Source organism: Kitasatospora sp. NPDC091335 (assembly GCF_044757205.1).
In the GTDB taxonomy this organism is placed as follows: domain Bacteria; phylum Actinomycetota; class Actinomycetes; order Streptomycetales; family Streptomycetaceae; genus Kitasatospora.
Genome location: NZ_JBIVUM010000020.1, coordinates 133,708 through 149,451 on the forward strand (window position 1 = coordinate 133,708; position 15,744 = coordinate 149,451).

The 15,744-nt window shown below is 74.6% G+C and carries 15 protein-coding genes; 14 read left to right on the forward strand and 1 reads right to left on the reverse strand.

From position 1 onward, the window contains the following. The first annotated feature begins 5 nt into the window (after nucleotides 1-5). Genes ACIQOW_RS33080 through ACIQOW_RS33105 form a run of 6 tightly spaced genes read left to right on the forward strand, consistent with a single transcriptional unit; the run spans nucleotide 6 to nucleotide 7,481 of the window. Nucleotides 6-1,358: an O-antigen ligase family protein gene (locus ACIQOW_RS33080; RefSeq protein ID WP_401091222.1), complete on the forward strand. Its 1,353-nt coding sequence runs from the start codon at nucleotides 6-8 to the stop codon at nucleotides 1,356-1,358. Continuing rightward, the gene (locus tag ACIQOW_RS33085) at nucleotides 1,355-3,112 is read left to right on the forward strand and encodes a lipid II flippase MurJ (RefSeq protein ID WP_401091224.1); all 1,758 of its coding nucleotides are present in this window, start codon (nucleotides 1,355-1,357) and stop codon (nucleotides 3,110-3,112) included. Before ACIQOW_RS33080 ends, ACIQOW_RS33085 begins: the two co-directional genes overlap by 4 nt. Continuing rightward, entirely contained in the window at nucleotides 3,102-3,953 is an 852-nt protein-coding gene (locus ACIQOW_RS33090; protein WP_401091225.1) for a polysaccharide deacetylase family protein, read from the forward strand. Before ACIQOW_RS33085 ends, ACIQOW_RS33090 begins: the two co-directional genes overlap by 11 nt. Next, entirely contained in the window at nucleotides 3,950-5,065 is a 1,116-nt protein-coding gene (locus ACIQOW_RS33095; protein ID WP_401091227.1) for a glycosyltransferase, read from the forward strand. The genes ACIQOW_RS33090 and ACIQOW_RS33095 overlap by 4 nt, the downstream gene beginning before the upstream one ends. Before the next feature lie 47 nt (nucleotides 5,066-5,112). Further along, on the forward strand, nucleotides 5,113-6,324 hold the full coding sequence (locus ACIQOW_RS33100; protein WP_401091229.1) for a hypothetical protein: 1,212 nt from the start codon (nucleotides 5,113-5,115) through the stop codon (nucleotides 6,322-6,324). Continuing rightward, nucleotides 6,321-7,481: a GNAT family N-acetyltransferase gene (locus tag ACIQOW_RS33105; protein ID WP_401091231.1), complete on the forward strand. Its 1,161-nt coding sequence runs from the start codon at nucleotides 6,321-6,323 to the stop codon at nucleotides 7,479-7,481. The genes ACIQOW_RS33100 and ACIQOW_RS33105 overlap by 4 nt, the downstream gene beginning before the upstream one ends. A 4-nt stretch (nucleotides 7,482-7,485) precedes the next feature. Here the strand turns inward: ACIQOW_RS33105 and ACIQOW_RS33110 are convergent, their stop codons facing one another. After that, a complete protein-coding gene (locus tag ACIQOW_RS33110; RefSeq protein WP_401091233.1) occupies nucleotides 7,486-8,745 on the reverse strand; it encodes a glycoside hydrolase family 26 protein in 1,260 nt (419 codons plus the stop codon). Nucleotides 8,746-9,113: 368 nt separating this feature from the next. Here ACIQOW_RS33110 and ACIQOW_RS33115 point away from each other — a divergent pair, with 368 nt between their 5' ends. The 8 genes from ACIQOW_RS33115 to ACIQOW_RS33150 form a co-directional block, all read left to right on the forward strand. After that, entirely contained in the window at nucleotides 9,114-10,136 is a 1,023-nt protein-coding gene (locus ACIQOW_RS33115; protein ID WP_401091235.1) for a hypothetical protein, read from the forward strand. 221 nt (nucleotides 10,137-10,357) lie between these two features. Beyond that, nucleotides 10,358-11,956: an ABC-F family ATP-binding cassette domain-containing protein gene (locus ACIQOW_RS33120; protein ID WP_401091237.1), complete on the forward strand. Its 1,599-nt coding sequence runs from the start codon at nucleotides 10,358-10,360 to the stop codon at nucleotides 11,954-11,956. A gap of 327 nt (nucleotides 11,957-12,283) precedes the next feature. Continuing rightward, entirely contained in the window at nucleotides 12,284-12,517 is a 234-nt protein-coding gene (locus ACIQOW_RS33125) for a helix-turn-helix domain-containing protein (protein ID WP_188300454.1), read from the forward strand. Between the two features lie 283 nt (nucleotides 12,518-12,800). Next, on the forward strand, nucleotides 12,801-13,607 hold the full coding sequence (locus tag ACIQOW_RS33130; RefSeq protein WP_401091239.1) for an enoyl-CoA hydratase/isomerase family protein: 807 nt from the start codon (nucleotides 12,801-12,803) through the stop codon (nucleotides 13,605-13,607). A 251-nt stretch (nucleotides 13,608-13,858) separates the two neighbouring features. Then, nucleotides 13,859-14,371, forward strand: coding sequence for an Asp23/Gls24 family envelope stress response protein (locus tag ACIQOW_RS33135; protein WP_401091241.1), 513 nt, complete (start codon nucleotides 13,859-13,861; stop codon nucleotides 14,369-14,371). Between the two features lie 81 nt (nucleotides 14,372-14,452). Then, nucleotides 14,453-14,644 carry a hypothetical protein gene (locus ACIQOW_RS33140; RefSeq protein WP_188300456.1) on the forward strand — a complete coding sequence of 64 codons (192 nt, stop codon included), beginning with the start codon at nucleotides 14,453-14,455 and terminating at the stop codon, nucleotides 14,642-14,644. A 92-nt stretch (nucleotides 14,645-14,736) separates the two neighbouring features. Further along, the gene (locus tag ACIQOW_RS33145) at nucleotides 14,737-15,027 is read left to right on the forward strand and encodes a hypothetical protein (RefSeq protein ID WP_401091243.1); all 291 of its coding nucleotides are present in this window, start codon (nucleotides 14,737-14,739) and stop codon (nucleotides 15,025-15,027) included. A gap of 116 nt (nucleotides 15,028-15,143) precedes the next feature. Further along, the coding region (locus ACIQOW_RS33150) for a DUF6286 domain-containing protein (RefSeq protein ID WP_401091245.1) at nucleotides 15,144-15,744 on the forward strand (601 nt) is incomplete at its 3' end.

The window sequence follows — 15,744 nt, forward strand, 5'->3', positions numbered from 1 at the left end:
CCCGCGTGGCCCTGACCCTCCCCGCCTTCCCCCGCCCGGTCTTACGGAAGGCCCTCCCGGCGGTCGCGGACCGCACCAGTGGCCTGGCAGCGGTCACCGTCCTGCTGGTCTGCGTGCCCACCGGAGAGAAGGACGTCGCCGCCGCCGTCCACGTCACCGCCGCCGACCTCGCCTCGCTGGCCCTGGTCGCCCTCACCGCGCTCAACCTGCTGCGCGGACGGCTGCCCGCGATCGACCGCACCACCTGCGCGCTGTTCGGCGCCGTCGTGGTCGCCGCCGCCGTCGCCACCGTCGGCTCGATCGACCCCGCCGCCGGCGTCACCGGCTTCGTCCGGCTCACCCAGGTGTTCGTCCTGGTCCCGGCCGCGGTGCTCTGCTCACTGCGCGACCGCACCGACCAGCGCCTGGTCCTCGGCTCCTTCGTGCTCGCCGCGCTGGTCCAGGGCGTGGTCGGCGCGAAGCAGTACCTCACCCACACCGGCGCCTCCTACACCGGCCAGCCGATCAGGGCCGTCGGCACCTTCGGCGCGCTCGACATCATGGCGATGTCCAGCGTGGTCAGCTACGGGCTGCTCGCCGCCCTCGCCCTGGCCCTCGGCGAGCGAGGGCCGGGCGGCGACGTCCGGCTGCGCCGCGCGATGTTCGCCGCCGCCGCCTTCCTCGCCTTCCCGCTGGCCGTCTCCTTCAGCCGCGGCAGCTGGATCGCCACCGGCCTCGCCGCCACCGTGCTGCTGCTGCGCGCCGACGCCCGGCTGCTGGTGCGCGGCGCCGTCCTCGGCCTGGCCGCCGCGGTCGTCCTGGTCGGCGGCCTCGGCCTCGGCGGCTCCGGCGTCACCAAGCGGCTCAGCTCGATCGGCTCCGTCTCCGCCGCCCCCGACCAGTCGGTCTCCGACCGCTACGACCTGTGGGCCACGGCCGGCCGGATCTGGCAGGACCACCCCGTGCACGGCGCCGGGCCCAAGGCCTTCCAGCAACTGCGCGACAGCCACGCCCCGTTGCGGCTGTCCTCCGGCAGCGACGCCGCCGACGCCACCATCGGCTTCCAGCGCGAGCCGCTGCTCTCCCCGCACAACATGTACCTCCTGGTGCTCAGCGAGCAGGGCCTGATCGGCATCAGCGCCTACGCCGCGCTCTTCCTCACCCTCCTGCTCGGCTGCCTGCGCCACCGTCGCGGCCCCGGGCTCGCCGCGCTCGCCCTGCTCTCCTGGGTGCTGATCGACTTCCTGTACGCCGACATCGGCGGCACCACCACCGTGCTGACCTCCGTCGTCCTCGGCCTCGCCGCCCGCGCCGCCGCAGGGGAGCCCCACCCCGGGCCACCCGGCGGAGAGCGGGCCACCGTGGAGGCTGCCCGGTGACCACCGACCAGCCGCCGGCCCCCCTCGCCACCGGCCTCCCGGCCCCCCGCGGCAACGCGGCCCCCGGGGAGGGCCCGGCCGCCGCGCCCCAGCAGCCCCCCCGGCGCGGCTTCCTCGCCAAGGCCTTCGGCATCACCGCCGTGCTCAGCGCCGCCGGCTCCGGCCTCGGCCTGCTGCGCGACCTCCTGCTGGCCCGCTACTTCGGCGCCAACCAGGGCACCGACGCCTTCCTGGTCGCCTGGACCGTCCCCGAGACCGCCGCACCGCTGCTGATCGAGGACGCCATGTCCTTCCTCATGGTGCCCGCCTTCGCCCTCGCCCTGGTGCTGCGCGAGGAGGACCCGGACGCCCCCGACCCGGTCCGCCAACTGGTCCGCGCCACCCTGCCCTGGCTGCTGATCGCGCTCAGCGGCCTCGCCCTGGCCGCCGCCCTCGGCGCCCCCGGACTGGTCGCACTGCTCGCCCCCGGCCTCACCGACCCAGGACTGGCCGTCACCTGCACCCGGATCACCGCGATCACCGTGCTGCCCTTCGGCATGGCCGGCTACCTGGCCGCCGCGCTGCGCGCCCACCACCGCTTCACCGCCCCGGCCGGCATCTACGTCGCGTACAACCTCGGCATCCTCGCCGTCCTGCTCGGCCTGCACTCCTTCCTCGGGGTGCGCTCCGCCGCCCTCGGCGTCGCGGCCGGCAGCCTGCTGATGGCCGGTCTGCTGGTCGGCCCGTTCCTGCGCCGGCTGCGCCAGGGCACTCCGGGCGGGCAGGGCACCGGCCGCGGCCGCCGCTCGCGCCGGGCCCTGGTGCTGATGCCGCTCGCGCTGCTGCCGGTGGCGGCCTTCACCCTCACCCGGCAGTCCCAGGTGTTCGTCGAGCGCTACCTAGGCTCGGCGCTGCCCCCCGGCACCATCTCGCACCTCAACTACGCCGCCAAGGTCTCCCAGCTCGCCATGACGGCGGGCATCCTGATCTGCACCGTCACCTTCCCGCTGGTCGCCCGGGCGCTCGCCGCCGGGGACCTCACCGCCGCCCGTGACCGGGTGGAGAAGGACCTCGGCCAGGCGGCCGCCGTCGTCCTGTTCGGCACCGCCTTCCTGATGGCCTGCGCCCCCTCGGTGGTCTCGCTGCTCTTCGAGCGCGGCGCCTTCGGCCCGCACGACACCGCCGCCACCGCCGACGTCATCCGGGTGTACAGCGTCGGCCTGCCCGCCCAGGCGCTGATCGGCGTGATGATCCGACCGTACTTCTCGCTGTGCCCGGTGGTCCGCAGGGCCGACGACCCGGGCCCCGAGGACGGCCGCCGCCGGCTGCTGGACTGGTACCCGGCCGCCGCGATGGTGCTCGGCCTCGGCGTCACCGTCACCACCGGCCTGCTCGCCACACCGGGCTTCGGCGCCCTCGGGCTCGCCGCCGGCAACGCGGCCGGCATCACCGCCGCCGCCGCCCTGCTGCTGCACGGCCTGGTGCTGCGCGGCATCCCGCTGCGGCTGCGCCTGGTGCTCGGCGGCCACGGACGGCTGGTGGCCGCCGCCGGCGGCGCCACCGTGCTCGGCACCGCCGCCGCCGGACTGGCCGCCGACCCCCTGTTCTCGACCCTCCTCGGAGGCCTCGTCGTCGCGCTGGCCTTCGCCGCCCTCGGCACCGGGTTCGGCGCCCGCGAGGTGCGCGGCCCGGTCCTCGCCGTCACCCGGGCCCTGAGGCCCGTCCGCAACCCGCCAACCGTCGCCGAAGAAGGGAAGCGTCCCCATGGACAATGAACGGGGAACCGTCCGTTCGGCCCGGGCGAGCGTCGGCAACGCACCACCGCACCGGGCACGACCGCCCAGGGACCGCCGCCCGGCCGACGAACCGCCGATCCCGGGCGCCGCCTCACCGTGGATCCTGATGTACCACTCGGTGGCGGTCGAGAAGGAGGACCCCTACCGGCTCACCGTCAGCCCCGAGCGGTTCGCCGAACAGATCGCCTGGCTGCACCGGAGCGGCCGGCACGGCGTCTCGGTCCGCGAACTGATGAGGGCCCGCGCCCTCGGCCGGGACGACGGGCTGGTCGGCCTGACCTTCGACGACGGCTACGCCGACTTCGCCCGGTACGCGGTGCCGATCCTCCAGGCGTACGGCTTCACCGCCACCGCGTACGTGGTCGCCGACCTGCTCGGCCGGGACAACGACTGGGACGCCGAAGGGCCGCGCAAGAAGCTGCTCACCGTCCGGGAGGTCACCGAACTCGCCGACGCCGGCTGGGAGATCGGCTCGCACGGCCTCGGCCACGAGGCACTGCCCGGACTGCCGGCCGAGGCCCTCGCCACCCAGGCCGGGGAGAGCCGGCGCCTGCTGGAGGAGGCCGTCGGCGGCCCCGTCACCGGCTTCTGCTACCCGTACGGCGCCGTCGACCTCCCCGCCGCCCTGGCCGTGCGCGACGCCGGGTACGACTACGCCTGCGCCATCGCGCACTCCCCGCTCACCGGCCGCTTCGCCCTGCCCCGCTGCTACGTCGGCGACCGCGACGGCGCCTGGCGGCTGCGCGCCAAACAGGGCCGGCACCGGCTGCGCGACGCTGTCACCGAGCTGCGCCGAGGCCGTCGGGAGCGCCGGCCGTGAGAGTGCTGCACATCGTCACGGGCCTGGCCGCCGGCGGCGCCGAGCGGCAACTCCACCTGCTGCTGCGGCACCTGCCGGCGCACCAGCAGTGCGAGGTGCTCGCCCTGACCAACCCCGGCACGGTCGCCGCCGCGCTGCGCGCCGACGGCGTCACCGTCCACCACCTCGGCATGCGCGGCAACCGGGACCTGGGCGCACTGCCCCGGCTGGTCCGGCTGGTCCGGGCCGGCCACTACGACCTGGTGCACACCCACCTCTACCGGGCACAGGTGTACGGCCGGTCGGCCGCGCGGCTGGCCGGGGTGCGCGCGGTGGTCTCCACCGAGCACTCGCTGCACGCCGGGGAGATCGAGGGCCGCCCGGTCACCCGCGGCGTCAAGGGCCTCTACCTGGCGGCCGAGCGGCTCGGCAGCACCACCGTCGCGGTCTCCCGCCAGGTCGCCCAGACGCTGCGCTCCTGGGGCGTCCCGCCGGCCAGGATCGAGCTGATCCCGAACGGCGTCGACACCTCCCGCTACCGCCTCCCGCCCGCCGAGCGGGCCGCCGTACGCCGCCGGCTGCGGGCCGAACTCGGCCTGCCGCACGGAAGCTGGGTGGTCGGCGGGGTGGGCCGACTGGTCCCGGGCAAGCGCTTCGACGTGCTGGTCGAGGCGCTCGCCGACCTCGACCCGGGCACCCGGCTGGTGCTGGTCGGCGAGGGCCCCGAGCGCGCCGCGCTGGAGCGCAGGGCCGGCGAACTCGGCGTGCGGGAGCGGCTGGTGCTCACCGGCGAGCGCGACGACGTGCCCGAACTGCTGGCCGCCATCGACGTGCTGGCCGCCCCCTCCACCGCGGAGACCTTCGGCCTCGGCGTCCTGGAGGGTCTCGCGGCCGGGCTGCCGGTACGGCACAGCGCGTGCCCGGCGCTCGACGAACTGCCGCCCAGCGCCGCCCCGCAGGCCCGCCGCGTCCCCTCCGAGCCCGCCGCCTACGCCGCCGCGCTGCGCGACCTGCGGCCGCTCAGCGAACACACCGCCGACCCGCTGCCGCACCCCCCGGCCGTCGGCCACTACGACATCGCCCGGGTCGCCGCCGACCTGGGCGCCCTCTACGACCGGCTGGCCCGCGGCTGACCGCCCGCCACCGCCGGAACGCCGTACCAGACCCAAGGAGCCAACCCATGACCACACCGCGCCGAAGCGCCCGCCGCCTGGTCCGCCGCTGGTGGCCGGTGGTGCTCGCGGTTCCGCTGGGCGCCGCGGCCGGCGCCGGGTACGCCGTCGCGGCGCACCCGTCGTACGCCGCCAACGCCTACGTCCTCGTGGTCGCGCAGATCCCCGGGGAGGCCGCGCTCGCGACCAACTTCGCCCAGGCGTACGGCCGGCTGGCCGGTCAGCCGCAGGTACTCGCGGTGGCGGCCGCCGAGACCGGCCACACCCGGTCCCAGCTGGCGTCGCTGGTGCACGGGACGACCTCCCCGGACGCCCCGATGATCGAGATCACCGGCACCGGGCAGCGCCCCCAGGAGGCCGCCAGGACCGCCGACGCGGTGGCCCGCTCGCTGGTCACCTTCGCCAACTCCAGCAGCAAGGACACCAACGTCCGGCTGGTGACGCTGGCCCCGGCCGCCGCGCCGGACAAGCCGACCACGCCCTCGGGGAAGCTGGACGTCGCGGTCGGCGGCGCGGCCGGGCTGCTGGTGGGCGCGCTGGTGATGATGACCCGCCGTCGCGGTGGCGCCGGGACGCCGGAGGCCGCCGCGAGCCCCGGAACGCCGCAGGCCGCGCCGGCAGCGCGCGTCCCCGCCGCCTCCACGCCGGCCGCGTCGCCCACGCCGCCGCGCCCGCGCGGCGAGGAGCCGGCCAAGTCCGAGCCCAAGGCCGGGGCCACGCCCGAGGCCAAGTCCGAGCCCAAGGCCGGGGCCACGCCCGAGGCCAAGTCCGAGCCCAAGGCCGGGGTCACGCCCGAGGCCAAGGACGAGGCCAAGGCCAAGGCCGAGACCAAGACCGAGGCCAAAGCCGAGGTGGAGACCAAGACGGGGACCGAGGCCAAGACCGAGGCCAAGACCGAGGTGGAGACCAAGACGGAGGCCAAGCCGGAGAGGGAGGCCGAGCCCAAGGCCGGGGCCGAGGCCAAGACCAAGGCCAGGACGAAGTCCGGGGCCGCGGGCGTGAAGGCCGACGAGAAGGCCGACGAGAAGGCGGGCGAGAAGACCGACGGCCAGGCCGACCCCCAGGGCGACGAGAAGCCCGCTGCCGAACCCGCCGCGGCGGAGCAGCCCCCGGCCGCGGGGCAGGCCCCCGCCGAGGAGCCGCCCGCGACGGCGAAGCAGCCCGCAGTGCCGCAGCAGTCCGTCGCCCAGGCCAAGACCCCGGCCGGGAGCGGCCGATGAGCACCGAGACCCGCAGAAGCAGCCTGCCCACCCAGTCGACCGCGCCGTCCTGGACCACCGAGCTGCGGCGCGAGGACGACGCCCTGGACACCCTCGCCGAGGAGTGGGACGACCTGGCCGCCCGCTGTCGGACCGCCACCTTCTTCCAGGCCGCCGCCTGGCAGCGCTCCTGGTGGCGCCACTACGGCCGCCCGGGCAGCCTGCTCGTGGTGCTGGTCCGCCGGGGCGGCCGGCTGGTCGGCGCGGGCGCCTTCCTGCGCCGCGGCGGACCGCTCGGCGGCCTGACCGGCCTCGGCGGCGGGCTGATCGACTACACCGACGTCCTGCTCGACGACGAGTTCGCCGACCGGGCCGCCGCCGAGTTCGCCGCCACCCTCCCGCTCACCCGCCCCTGGCACTGGCTGGAGCTGCGCGAGGTGCACCCCGACGCGGCGGTGCAGCGGGTGTACCAGCACTGGCGCGGCAGCCGCCGCCGTCACCAGGACTCGCTCTGCCAGTACCTGCCGGCCGTGTCGATGGAGCGACTGCTCAAGCGGGTGCCCGGCAAGACCGCCCAGCGCAGCCGGGTGAAGCTCCGCAAGATCGCCGAGGCCGGGGTGACGGTCAGCACGACCCCGGCGGCCGAGGTGCCGCAGGCCCTGGAGAGTCTGCTGCGGCTGCACTTCCTGCAGTGGCAGGCGCGCGGTGTCACCCCCGAGCACCGCACCGAGCGGTTCTCCCGGCACCTGGCCGATTCCACCACCGGTCTGGTCGCCGCCGGCAAGGCCACCGTCCACCGGTTCCACCTGGACGGCCAGCTCGTCGCGGTGAACCTGCTGCTGCTCTGCCCGTCCTTCGGCGGGCTGTACATGTACGGCGCGCACCCGGTGCTGCGCGAGCGGCTGGACATCGCCGGGCTGCTGTTCAGCGCCGCACTGGACGAGACGGTCGGCGCGGGCGTCCCGGTGCTCGGCCTGCTGCGCGGCCAGGAGCCGTACAAGCAGCGCTGGCGGCCGGACCGGCTGTCCAACCAGCGGCTGCTGCTCGGCCCGGTGGGGGCGGCCCCGGCGGCCGCCGCCCGGGCCGGGGCGGTGCGCACCCGGCAGGCGGCGGCGCACCAGCTGCGCACCCGCTTCCCCCGGCTCAAGGAGGCGCTGCTGGCCCGCCGCCGCAGCTGACCGCTCAGTGCCGGGCGTGCGCCGCCTGCGTCGGCCTGCCCGTCGACTTGCCGGTCGCCGGCCGGGCCGACGGGCTCGCCGTCCGGCTCGGTGCGGCGGCACCGCCGGGCACGGCGGGGGCGGTCGGCACGGCCGGCGTCTCGGGCGCCTCGGGCGGGCCCGGCACCGCGGGTACGCCCGGCGCTACGGGGGCGGTGGGCGCCGTCGGTACGCCGGACGGCTCCGGCGCCCCCTTCGAACCGGACATCAGCTGCTTGAACCTCGCCGCCGAGCGCGGATTGCGGTCGCACTGGAAGAAGCCGTGCGGGCAGTAGTCGGTGACGGTCTGGTAAGCGGTGTCGTGGGTGCGGATCCAGTCGACCATCCGCTGCACGAACTCGGGGTTGTCGCCGTTGCGGAACAGCCCCCACTCCGGGTACGAGACCGGCTTGCCGCGCTTGGCGGCGAACTCCACCTGGTCCTGGAGGCCGTACGGCTCGCGCACGTAGTCGTCGAAGGTGCCCCCGGCGGGCTGGTCGTAGTTGTCCATGCCGATGATGTCGACCACGTCGTCGCCGGGGTAGCACTTGGTCCACGGGACGGCGTCCAGACCCCGGCTGGGGGCGAAGTCGAAGCGGAACCGCTGCCCGGGCACCGAGCGCATCACCCCGACGATCCGCCGCCAGTACCCCTTCCACGCGGACGGGTCGGGCTTGCAGCGGTGGGTGTACGTGGTGCCGTTCATCTCCCAGCCGAGAGTGAGCACGGTGTCCGCGCCGCCCAGCGCGACCAACCGGCGCGCGAGCTTGAGGAAGTGCCCGTCGAAGTCTCCGCGCGCCCCCTGGGCGAGCAGTTTGGCGACCTCGCCGTCCGGGACGTCCGCCTCGTTGGGCACCAGCATCGGCACGCCGAGCACCAGCAGCCGGGACGGGTCGGCCTGCCGCCACTGCGACCACAGGCCGAGCACCAACGGCTCGCCCTCGACGTCGCTCCAGCCGTTGCCCGCCAGATAGGTGTGGCCGACCTGCATGTTCGCGTCGCCCAGCCACTGTGCGTACCGGCCGATCTGCGGGATGTAGTCGTCCCAGGAACCGACGAAGGCGCCGAACGGGGGCTCGTGCGCCGGTCGCTGGACCAGGGGGCGGGGGGCCGCGCCGCGTGGCTCGACGGCGTCCGAGGAGAGGGTGTGCCGTTCGGTCTGGCTGAACGGCGTCCCGGCAGGAACGCTGGCCGTGGCCATCAGCAACAGGGTGGCGGCGGCCAGCGTCAGGCGGCCGATTCGCATGCTCTCTCCTCCGGACGTCGCGTGAGCGGGGCGCCCGGTCTCGGCGTGGACGGACCGTGGCGCCCCGCTCGCCGACAGTAGGGCCGACGGAGGGCGAAAAAGCCGAATGTCACCCTAAAGTGGGCGCCATTCGAACGCCGTCTGTCGCAACGCTCGGCGACCGGCGGCCATGTATCAGCTCTGTAACGGTCCGGTCGGGCCCGTCCGGCCCGCTCCGGCACGCCCCGCGCAGCGGCCGGAGCCCCGACGGTGCAGGTGGGCGGGCGGGCATGCGGGGAGGGCGCACGGTGCCGGGCGCGCGCTGGGCGGGACGGGCGGGCGGCGGAACCGGGCTGACTCGCGGGCCCGGCGAAAGGTACGCTCCGGCGGTGTCCTGGAAGCCGCTGCGTGTACTGACCCCCCGCTCGATCCTGCCTGTCTCGGCGGTGATGCTGGTCCTTGCGGCCGGAGCGGCGGCGCACGCGAACAAGCCGGTGCCGTTCGGCGACCGGGTGGCGGGACCCGGCGACGCGGGGGCGGCGCCGGTGAACTCCGAGTCGCTCAGCTCGGCCGACCTCGACCTGCGGGTGGGCCCCGGCCTGGAGGCCTTCCACAAGCAGACCGGCGAGCAGGCCTGGTCCTACCGCCGCGAGGGCGCCGAGGCGCTCCACCTGGCGATGGCCGGCGACAACGCGATCGTGGTCTGGGACGACGGCCTGGTCACCTCGGTGCGCCCCGGCGACCACGAGGTGCGCTGGCACCGGGCGGTGCCCGGCCTGGCCGACTGGCTGCGCGGCGACGGCGAGCCCGGCGCCGACAAGCGGACCGACGCCCAGCGCACGGCGCTCGCCAAGCAGCGGGCCGCGGCCGCGCTGCACACCGTCCAGCGGGACGGCTCGCCCTGGCTCGCCCTGGTCACGCCGAACCTGACCATGGGCCTGCGCGACGCCGACGGCGACCTGCGCTACAACGACAAGCCGTCCGGCAGCTGCGTCTACGACCCGCTGCGCGCCGTCCACACCGACTACGCCGTGCTCGTCCCGCGCACCTGCGCCAACAGCGGCGGGCAGGCCGTCTCCGGCGGCATCACCGGCTACCGGCTGGACAGCAGCGGCTGGACGACGAACACCGGCCCGACCGCCACCGTCAAGGTCCTGGACCGCAGCAGGGTGGAGATCACCGACGGCCCGATCGTCCCGCCCAGGGTCTTCGACACCAGGGCAGCCGCGCCCGAGACGGCCTGCGGCAGCGTGGACGCCCCGTTCGCGGCGGTCCGTCCGCAGGGCGGCTGCGCGGATCCGTCGGCGGCCCAGGCCCAGGCTCCGGCGAGCGCGGGAGCGGGAGCGCCCGCCCCCGCCCCGGACGCCATCGACGCCCCCGTGGGGGATCGGCCGGCCGCGCAGCCGCAGTAGCCGGGACGGCCCGCGGAGCGGCGGGCACCCCCTGGCCGGCGACTCCCCGGGGGCCGTGCGGGGCCCGGTAGACTTGCCGCCATGGCTATTTTCTCCGGGCAATAGCGGGCGGCGGCGCCACGAAGGCCGCGCCGACCGTCGATGAAGTCCCCCTCACGTCAACCGGCCCCGGGTCCGTCGCACCCGGCCGCCCGCCCACGTCCCAGGAGTAGTACCCAGCCATGATTTCCGCCAACGCCCTCGAACTGCGTGCCGGTGCCCGAATCCTGATCGAGTCCGCGAGCTTCAAGGTCGCCGCCGGCGACCGGATCGGCCTGGTCGGCCGCAACGGCGCAGGCAAGACCACGCTCACCAAGGTGCTGGCCGGCGAGGGCCTGCCGGCCGCCGGTACCGTCACCCGTTCGGGCGAGGTCGGCTACCTCCCGCAGGACCCGCGCACCGGTGACCTGGACGTCCTCGCCAAGGACCGCATCCTGTCCGCCCGCGGCCTCGACACCGTGCTGAGGAAGATGCGCGAGAACGAGGACCGGATGGCCAACGGCAAGGGTGCCACCCAGGACAACGCGATGAAGAAGTACGCCCGGCTGGAGACCGAGTTCCTCACCAAGGGCGGGTACGCCGCCGAGGCCGAGGCCGCCACCATCGCCGCCGCGCTGGGCCTGCCGGACCGCATCCTCGCCCAGCCGCTGCACACCCTCTCCGGTGGTCAGCGCCGCCGCGTCGAGCTGGCCCGGATCCTCTTCTCGGACTCCGACGTGCTGCTGCTCGACGAGCCCACCAACCACCTGGACGCGGACTCGATCGCCTGGCTGCGGGACTTCCTGAAGACCTACAAGGGCGGCTTCATCGTCATCTCGCACGACGTCGACCTGGTCGAGACGGTCGTCAACAAGGTCTTCTACCTGGACGCCAACCGGTCGGCCATCGACGTCTACAACATGGGCTGGAAGCAGTACCAGCAGCAGCGCGAGGACGACGAGAAGCGCCGCAAGCGCGAGCGGGCCAACGCCGAGAAGAAGGCCGCGACCCTCAACGCCCAGGCCGACAAGATGCGCGCCAAGGCGACCAAGACGGTGGCCGCGCAGAACATGGCCCGCCGTGCCGAGAAGCTGCTGTCCGGGCTGGAGCAGGTGCGCCAGAACGACCGGGTCGCCAAGCTGCGCTTCCCGGACCCGGCCCCCTGCGGCAAGACCCCGCTGACCGCGGCGGACCTCTCCAAGTCCTACGGCTCGCTGGAGATCTTCACGGGCGTGGACCTGGCGATCGACCGCGGTTCGCGGGTCGTCGTCCTCGGCCTGAACGGTGCCGGCAAGACCACCCTGCTGCGGATGCTCGCCGGGGTGGAGCAGTCGGACACCGGCGAGGTGATCCCCGGCCACGGCCTGAAGATCGGCTACTACGCCCAGGAGCACGAGACCCTGGACCCGGACCGCAGCGTGCTGGAGAACATGCGCTCGGCCGCCCCGGACACCGACCTGGTGCAGATCCGCAAGATCCTCGGCTCCTTCCTGTTCTCCGGCGACGACGTCGACAAGCCGGCCGGGGTGCTCTCCGGCGGCGAGAAGACCCGTCTGGCGCTGGCCACCCTGGTGGTCTCCTCCGCCAACGTGCTGCTGCTCGACGAGCCCACCAACAACCTCGACCCGGCCAGCCGCGAGGAGATCCTGGGCGCGCTGCGCGAGTTCGCCGGGGCGGTCGTCCTGGTCACCCACGACGAGGGCGCGGTCGACGCGCTCCAGCCGGAGCGGATCATCCTGCTGCCGGACGGGGTGGAGGACCTCTGGAGCCCGGCCTACGCCGATCTGGTCTCCCTCGCCTGACCGGAAGTAGACGCGACATCCGCTTTTCGGATGAGAATATCTAGTCCTTTCGGCGTGTCCGGGAATGAAGTAGACCTGGATTCCGTTTGAGGACTTCCCGTCGGCCCGCCACTCGATCGTGGTCGGGCCGACGCTGCTGATCAGCTCTTTCTCGGCGAATGGCGACTTCCACCTGGGGGCGCACACTCTGTGTGAGCGCCCCGATGCGCTCGGATCACCACCGGCGGACCACGCATTTCCGACATCGACCTTGTCGAATGGGTGGCCAGGACGCGGTGGATGGGTGATCATGGGAATCTGACCGAGCAACGCTACGAGGAGGCACGGGTGGCCGAGACTCTGAAAAAGGGCAGCCGGGTGACCGGTGCCGCGCGTGAGAAGCTCGCGGCCGATCTCAAGAAGAAGTACGACTCCGGGGCGAGCATTCGCGCTCTCGCGGAGGAGACCGGTCGTTCGTACGGCTTCGTGCACCGGATGTTGAGCGAATCCGGAGTCATTCTCCGGGGTCGTGGCGGTGCCACGCGGGGCAAGAGCAAGGCGACTGCCGGGGCAGGTTCCTGACGGTTCGTCAGCCATAGGCTGGATGACGCGGCGGCAGGGCGCCGACCGAGGAGACGTCAGCTGAGCGTCGGCTGGGCGTCCGCCCTCGGGTCGTGTGGACCGGCCGCCGATCGTCATGTCCGGGGTGTCGCCCGTCCCCCGTTTCTTTTCTCCGTTCGTTTTCCTTTCACTCATTGCCGGTCTTCGTGGCCCTGTCGATCTTTCCGGGGTCGGGGCCCTGCCCTGGCGCGCCCAGATTTGTTACTCTCCGGTAGCCAAGTCCCTCGCCACCGGAGGTCCCCGCATGACCGCCCCCGCCACCGACCCGCAGGCCCCGAGCTGGGAGCGGGACGGCGTCCGCCTGGAGATCGAAGGCGAACTCGCCGTTGTCACCCTGTGTCAGCCCAAGCGGCGCAACGCCCAGTCGCCCGCGCTCTGGCGCGCCCTCGCCGACGCCGGCCGCGAGCTGCCCGGCAGTGTCCGGGTGGTGCTGCTGCGCGCGGAGGGGGTCTCCTTCTCGGCGGGGCTGGACCGGGCCATGTTCACCCCCGAGGGCATCCCGGGTGAGCCCACCTTCCTCCAGCTGGCCGCCTCCGCCGACGGGGAGCTGGACGACGCCATCGCCTCGTACCAGGAGGCCTTCACCTGGTGGCGCCGTCCGGACCTGATCTCCATCGCGGCGGTCCAGGGCCACGCCGTCGGAGCGGGCTTCCAGCTCGCCCTCGGCTGCGACCTGCGGGTGGTCGCCGAGGACGTCCGGTTCGCGATGAAGGAGACCTCGCTGGGCCTCGTACCGGACCTGGCGGGCACCAAGCCGCTCACCGAACTCGTCGGCTACGCGCGGGCACTGGAGATCTGCGCGACCGGACGCTGGGTGGGTGCCGAGGAGGCCGCCGCGATCGGGCTGGCCAACCTGGCGGTGTCGGGGGAGGAACTGGAGGCGGCTGCCCGCGACCTCGCGGCGGCCCTGCTGGCCGCTCCGCGCGGAGCGGTGATCGAGACCAAGGCCCTGCTGCAGGGGGCCGCCGGGCGTTCCTTCGACGAGCAGCGTTCGGCCGAACGGGCGGCGCAGGCCCGTCGGCTGCGGGAGCTCGCCGGCATCGGCGACTGACCGCCGTACGGCACCGACGCAGGGCCCGCCCCCGGGGGGATCTCCCGGGGGCGGGCCCTTTCGGTGTTTCCGGGGGCGCCGGCGGCGCCGGGGGCGTTCCGGTCGGGGTGCGGGGTCGTACGGCCGTGGGGGTCCGCGTACGGCCGGACGGGCGTCGGGTTGGCGCCGCTCGGCGGGCGGGGGACGCGGCGGAATGCCAGAGTTGGGGAGGTTTGCGATATAGCTGGAGCCGTACGACGGGAGATGTGCCCATGCCTGACACTCCGACGCCCGCGACCATGCACAAGCACGCCGGCAGCGGTCCGCCCCCCGGTTCGCCGCCCGGCGCCGGGGGCGGCGCCAAGCCGGTGGAGGAACGCGGCCGTACGGCGCTGGCCGTCGGTGTGGTGGAGAAGATCGCCGGGATGGCGGCCCGTGAGGTCACCGGCATCCATGCGCTCGGCTCCGGGCTCGCCCGCACCTTCGGCGCGATGCGGGACCGGGTGCCCGGCGGCAAGCCCAGCGTCGGACGGGGCATCAAGGCCGAGGTCGGCGAGAAGCAGTCCGCGATCGACATCGCCCTGGTGGTCGAGTACGGCGTGGTCATTCCCGAACTGGCCCGGCAGGTCAGGGAGAACATCATCAACGCGGTCGAACGGATGACCGGCCTGGAAGTCGTCGAGGTCAACATCGCGGTCAACGACGTCCACCTGCCGGACGAACCGGAGTACGAGGAGGAAGAGGAACCGGTCGCGACGTCAGGTCAGCGGCCGAAGCTCAAGTAGCGGCGCGATGGTGAGGCCCGTGGCGGAGGCGGCGGGCCGGGGTCCGGCTGGACGAGGTAGCGGGAGACGAGGGAGTAGCGGATGAACCTGGCCATCGTCGGCCTGGTGGTGGGCATGGCCCTCGGCTTCGCCGGGTACTTCGGCGGGTTCGCGGCCTTCCTGTTGGTGGCCGTGCTCGGACTGGTCGGCTTCGTGGTCGGGCGCCTGCTGGAGGGCGACATCGAGTTGGGCGACCTCGGGGAGCTGCTCCGCGGCCGCGACCGGCGCCGCTGATGGCGGGGCCCGCGTCGGTTCCGGCTTCGGCTTCCGGTTCGGTCGCCGGTCCGGCTTCGGGTTCCGTGCCCGGACGCCGGGGGCGGCTTCGGGTGGCTGATCGGGTGTACGCCCGGATCGCGGCTCGGGCCGTCCGGGAGGTGCTGGCCGAGGCCTGGCCCGCCGGGCGGGCGAAGGGGGCGCCGCCGCATGTCTCGGTGACCGTGCCGGGGAGCACGGTGACGGTCAGGGTCACGGTGGAGCTGCCGTTTCCGTCGGACATCGCGGCACTGGCCGGGGCGGTGCGGCGGCGGATCGCCGAGCGGGTGGTGGGGCTGACCGGGACCAGGGTGTCGGAAGTGGTGGTCGTGGTCGAGAAGTTGGTGACAGGGGGCGCGTCGTGAGTACGGAGGCTTCCGGGGCGAAGGGGACCGAGGGGGCGGACCAGGGGGCTGGTCCGGGGGGTCGGTCGGGGAAGGTACGGCGGCTGCGGGCGCCTCGTACGGCCGCGGCCGCGCTGGTGGCGACGGCGGTGCTGGTGGTGGCGGGTGCCCTGCTGTACGACGTGGTCGCGGTGCGGGTGGGGCAGCCGGCGCGGAGGTGGCGGGCGCAGATCGCGGATGAGCTGGCGACGCGGCACCTCGACGACCTCTGGGTGCTGGTGGGGGCCGGGGCGGCGACCCTGCTCGGTGGGTGGCTGCTGTGGCTGGCCGTCGCCCCCGGGCTGCGGAGGTGGCTCGTACTGCGGCCGTACGGAGGGACGACGGCGGCCATCGACCGGACCGGTGTCGGGCACCTGCTGACGGACCGGGCGGCAGGTCTGGACGGGATCGACCGGCTGCGGATCCGGGTCGGGCGGCGGCGGATCCGGATCTCGTTGGCCGGGGCTGCGGAGCCGGCGTTGGTGCAGCGGCAGCTGCGGGACGAGCTGGGGAGGGTGGGGCTGGGGCGGCCGATGCGGTTGGACGTGCGGGCGGCGCGGGGGACGGCGGGTGTGGTGGGGGAGGACGAGGCGGGCGGGCCCCCGGCCCCGCCCCCGGGCGGGGGCGGGGGTAGGCCCTTGTACCCGGCCCGGGCCCCGCGGCCGGGGGCACGGCCCCGTTGGACCCCCACAGGCCCCC

What these genes read in the sequence shown, in the direction of transcription:
- ACIQOW_RS33135 (WP_401091241.1), top strand. Translation starts at nt 13,859, where the DNA reads ATGCCTGACACTCCGACGCCCGCGACCATGCACAAGCACGCCGGCAGC.
- ACIQOW_RS33130 (WP_401091239.1), top strand. Translation starts at nt 12,801, where the DNA reads ATGACCGCCCCCGCCACCGACCCGCAGGCCCCGAGCTGGGAGCGGGAC.
- ACIQOW_RS33100 (WP_401091229.1), top strand. Translation starts at nt 5,113, where the DNA reads ATGACCACACCGCGCCGAAGCGCCCGCCGCCTGGTCCGCCGCTGGTGG.
- ACIQOW_RS33090 (WP_401091225.1), top strand. Translation starts at nt 3,102, where the DNA reads ATGGACAATGAACGGGGAACCGTCCGTTCGGCCCGGGCGAGCGTCGGC.
- ACIQOW_RS33105 (WP_401091231.1), top strand. Translation starts at nt 6,321, where the DNA reads ATGAGCACCGAGACCCGCAGAAGCAGCCTGCCCACCCAGTCGACCGCG.
- ACIQOW_RS33110 (WP_401091233.1), bottom strand. Translation starts at nt 8,745, where the DNA reads ATGCGAATCGGCCGCCTGACGCTGGCCGCCGCCACCCTGTTGCTGATG.
- ACIQOW_RS33140 (WP_188300456.1), top strand. Translation starts at nt 14,453, where the DNA reads ATGAACCTGGCCATCGTCGGCCTGGTGGTGGGCATGGCCCTCGGCTTC.
- ACIQOW_RS33120 (WP_401091237.1), top strand. Translation starts at nt 10,358, where the DNA reads ATGATTTCCGCCAACGCCCTCGAACTGCGTGCCGGTGCCCGAATCCTG.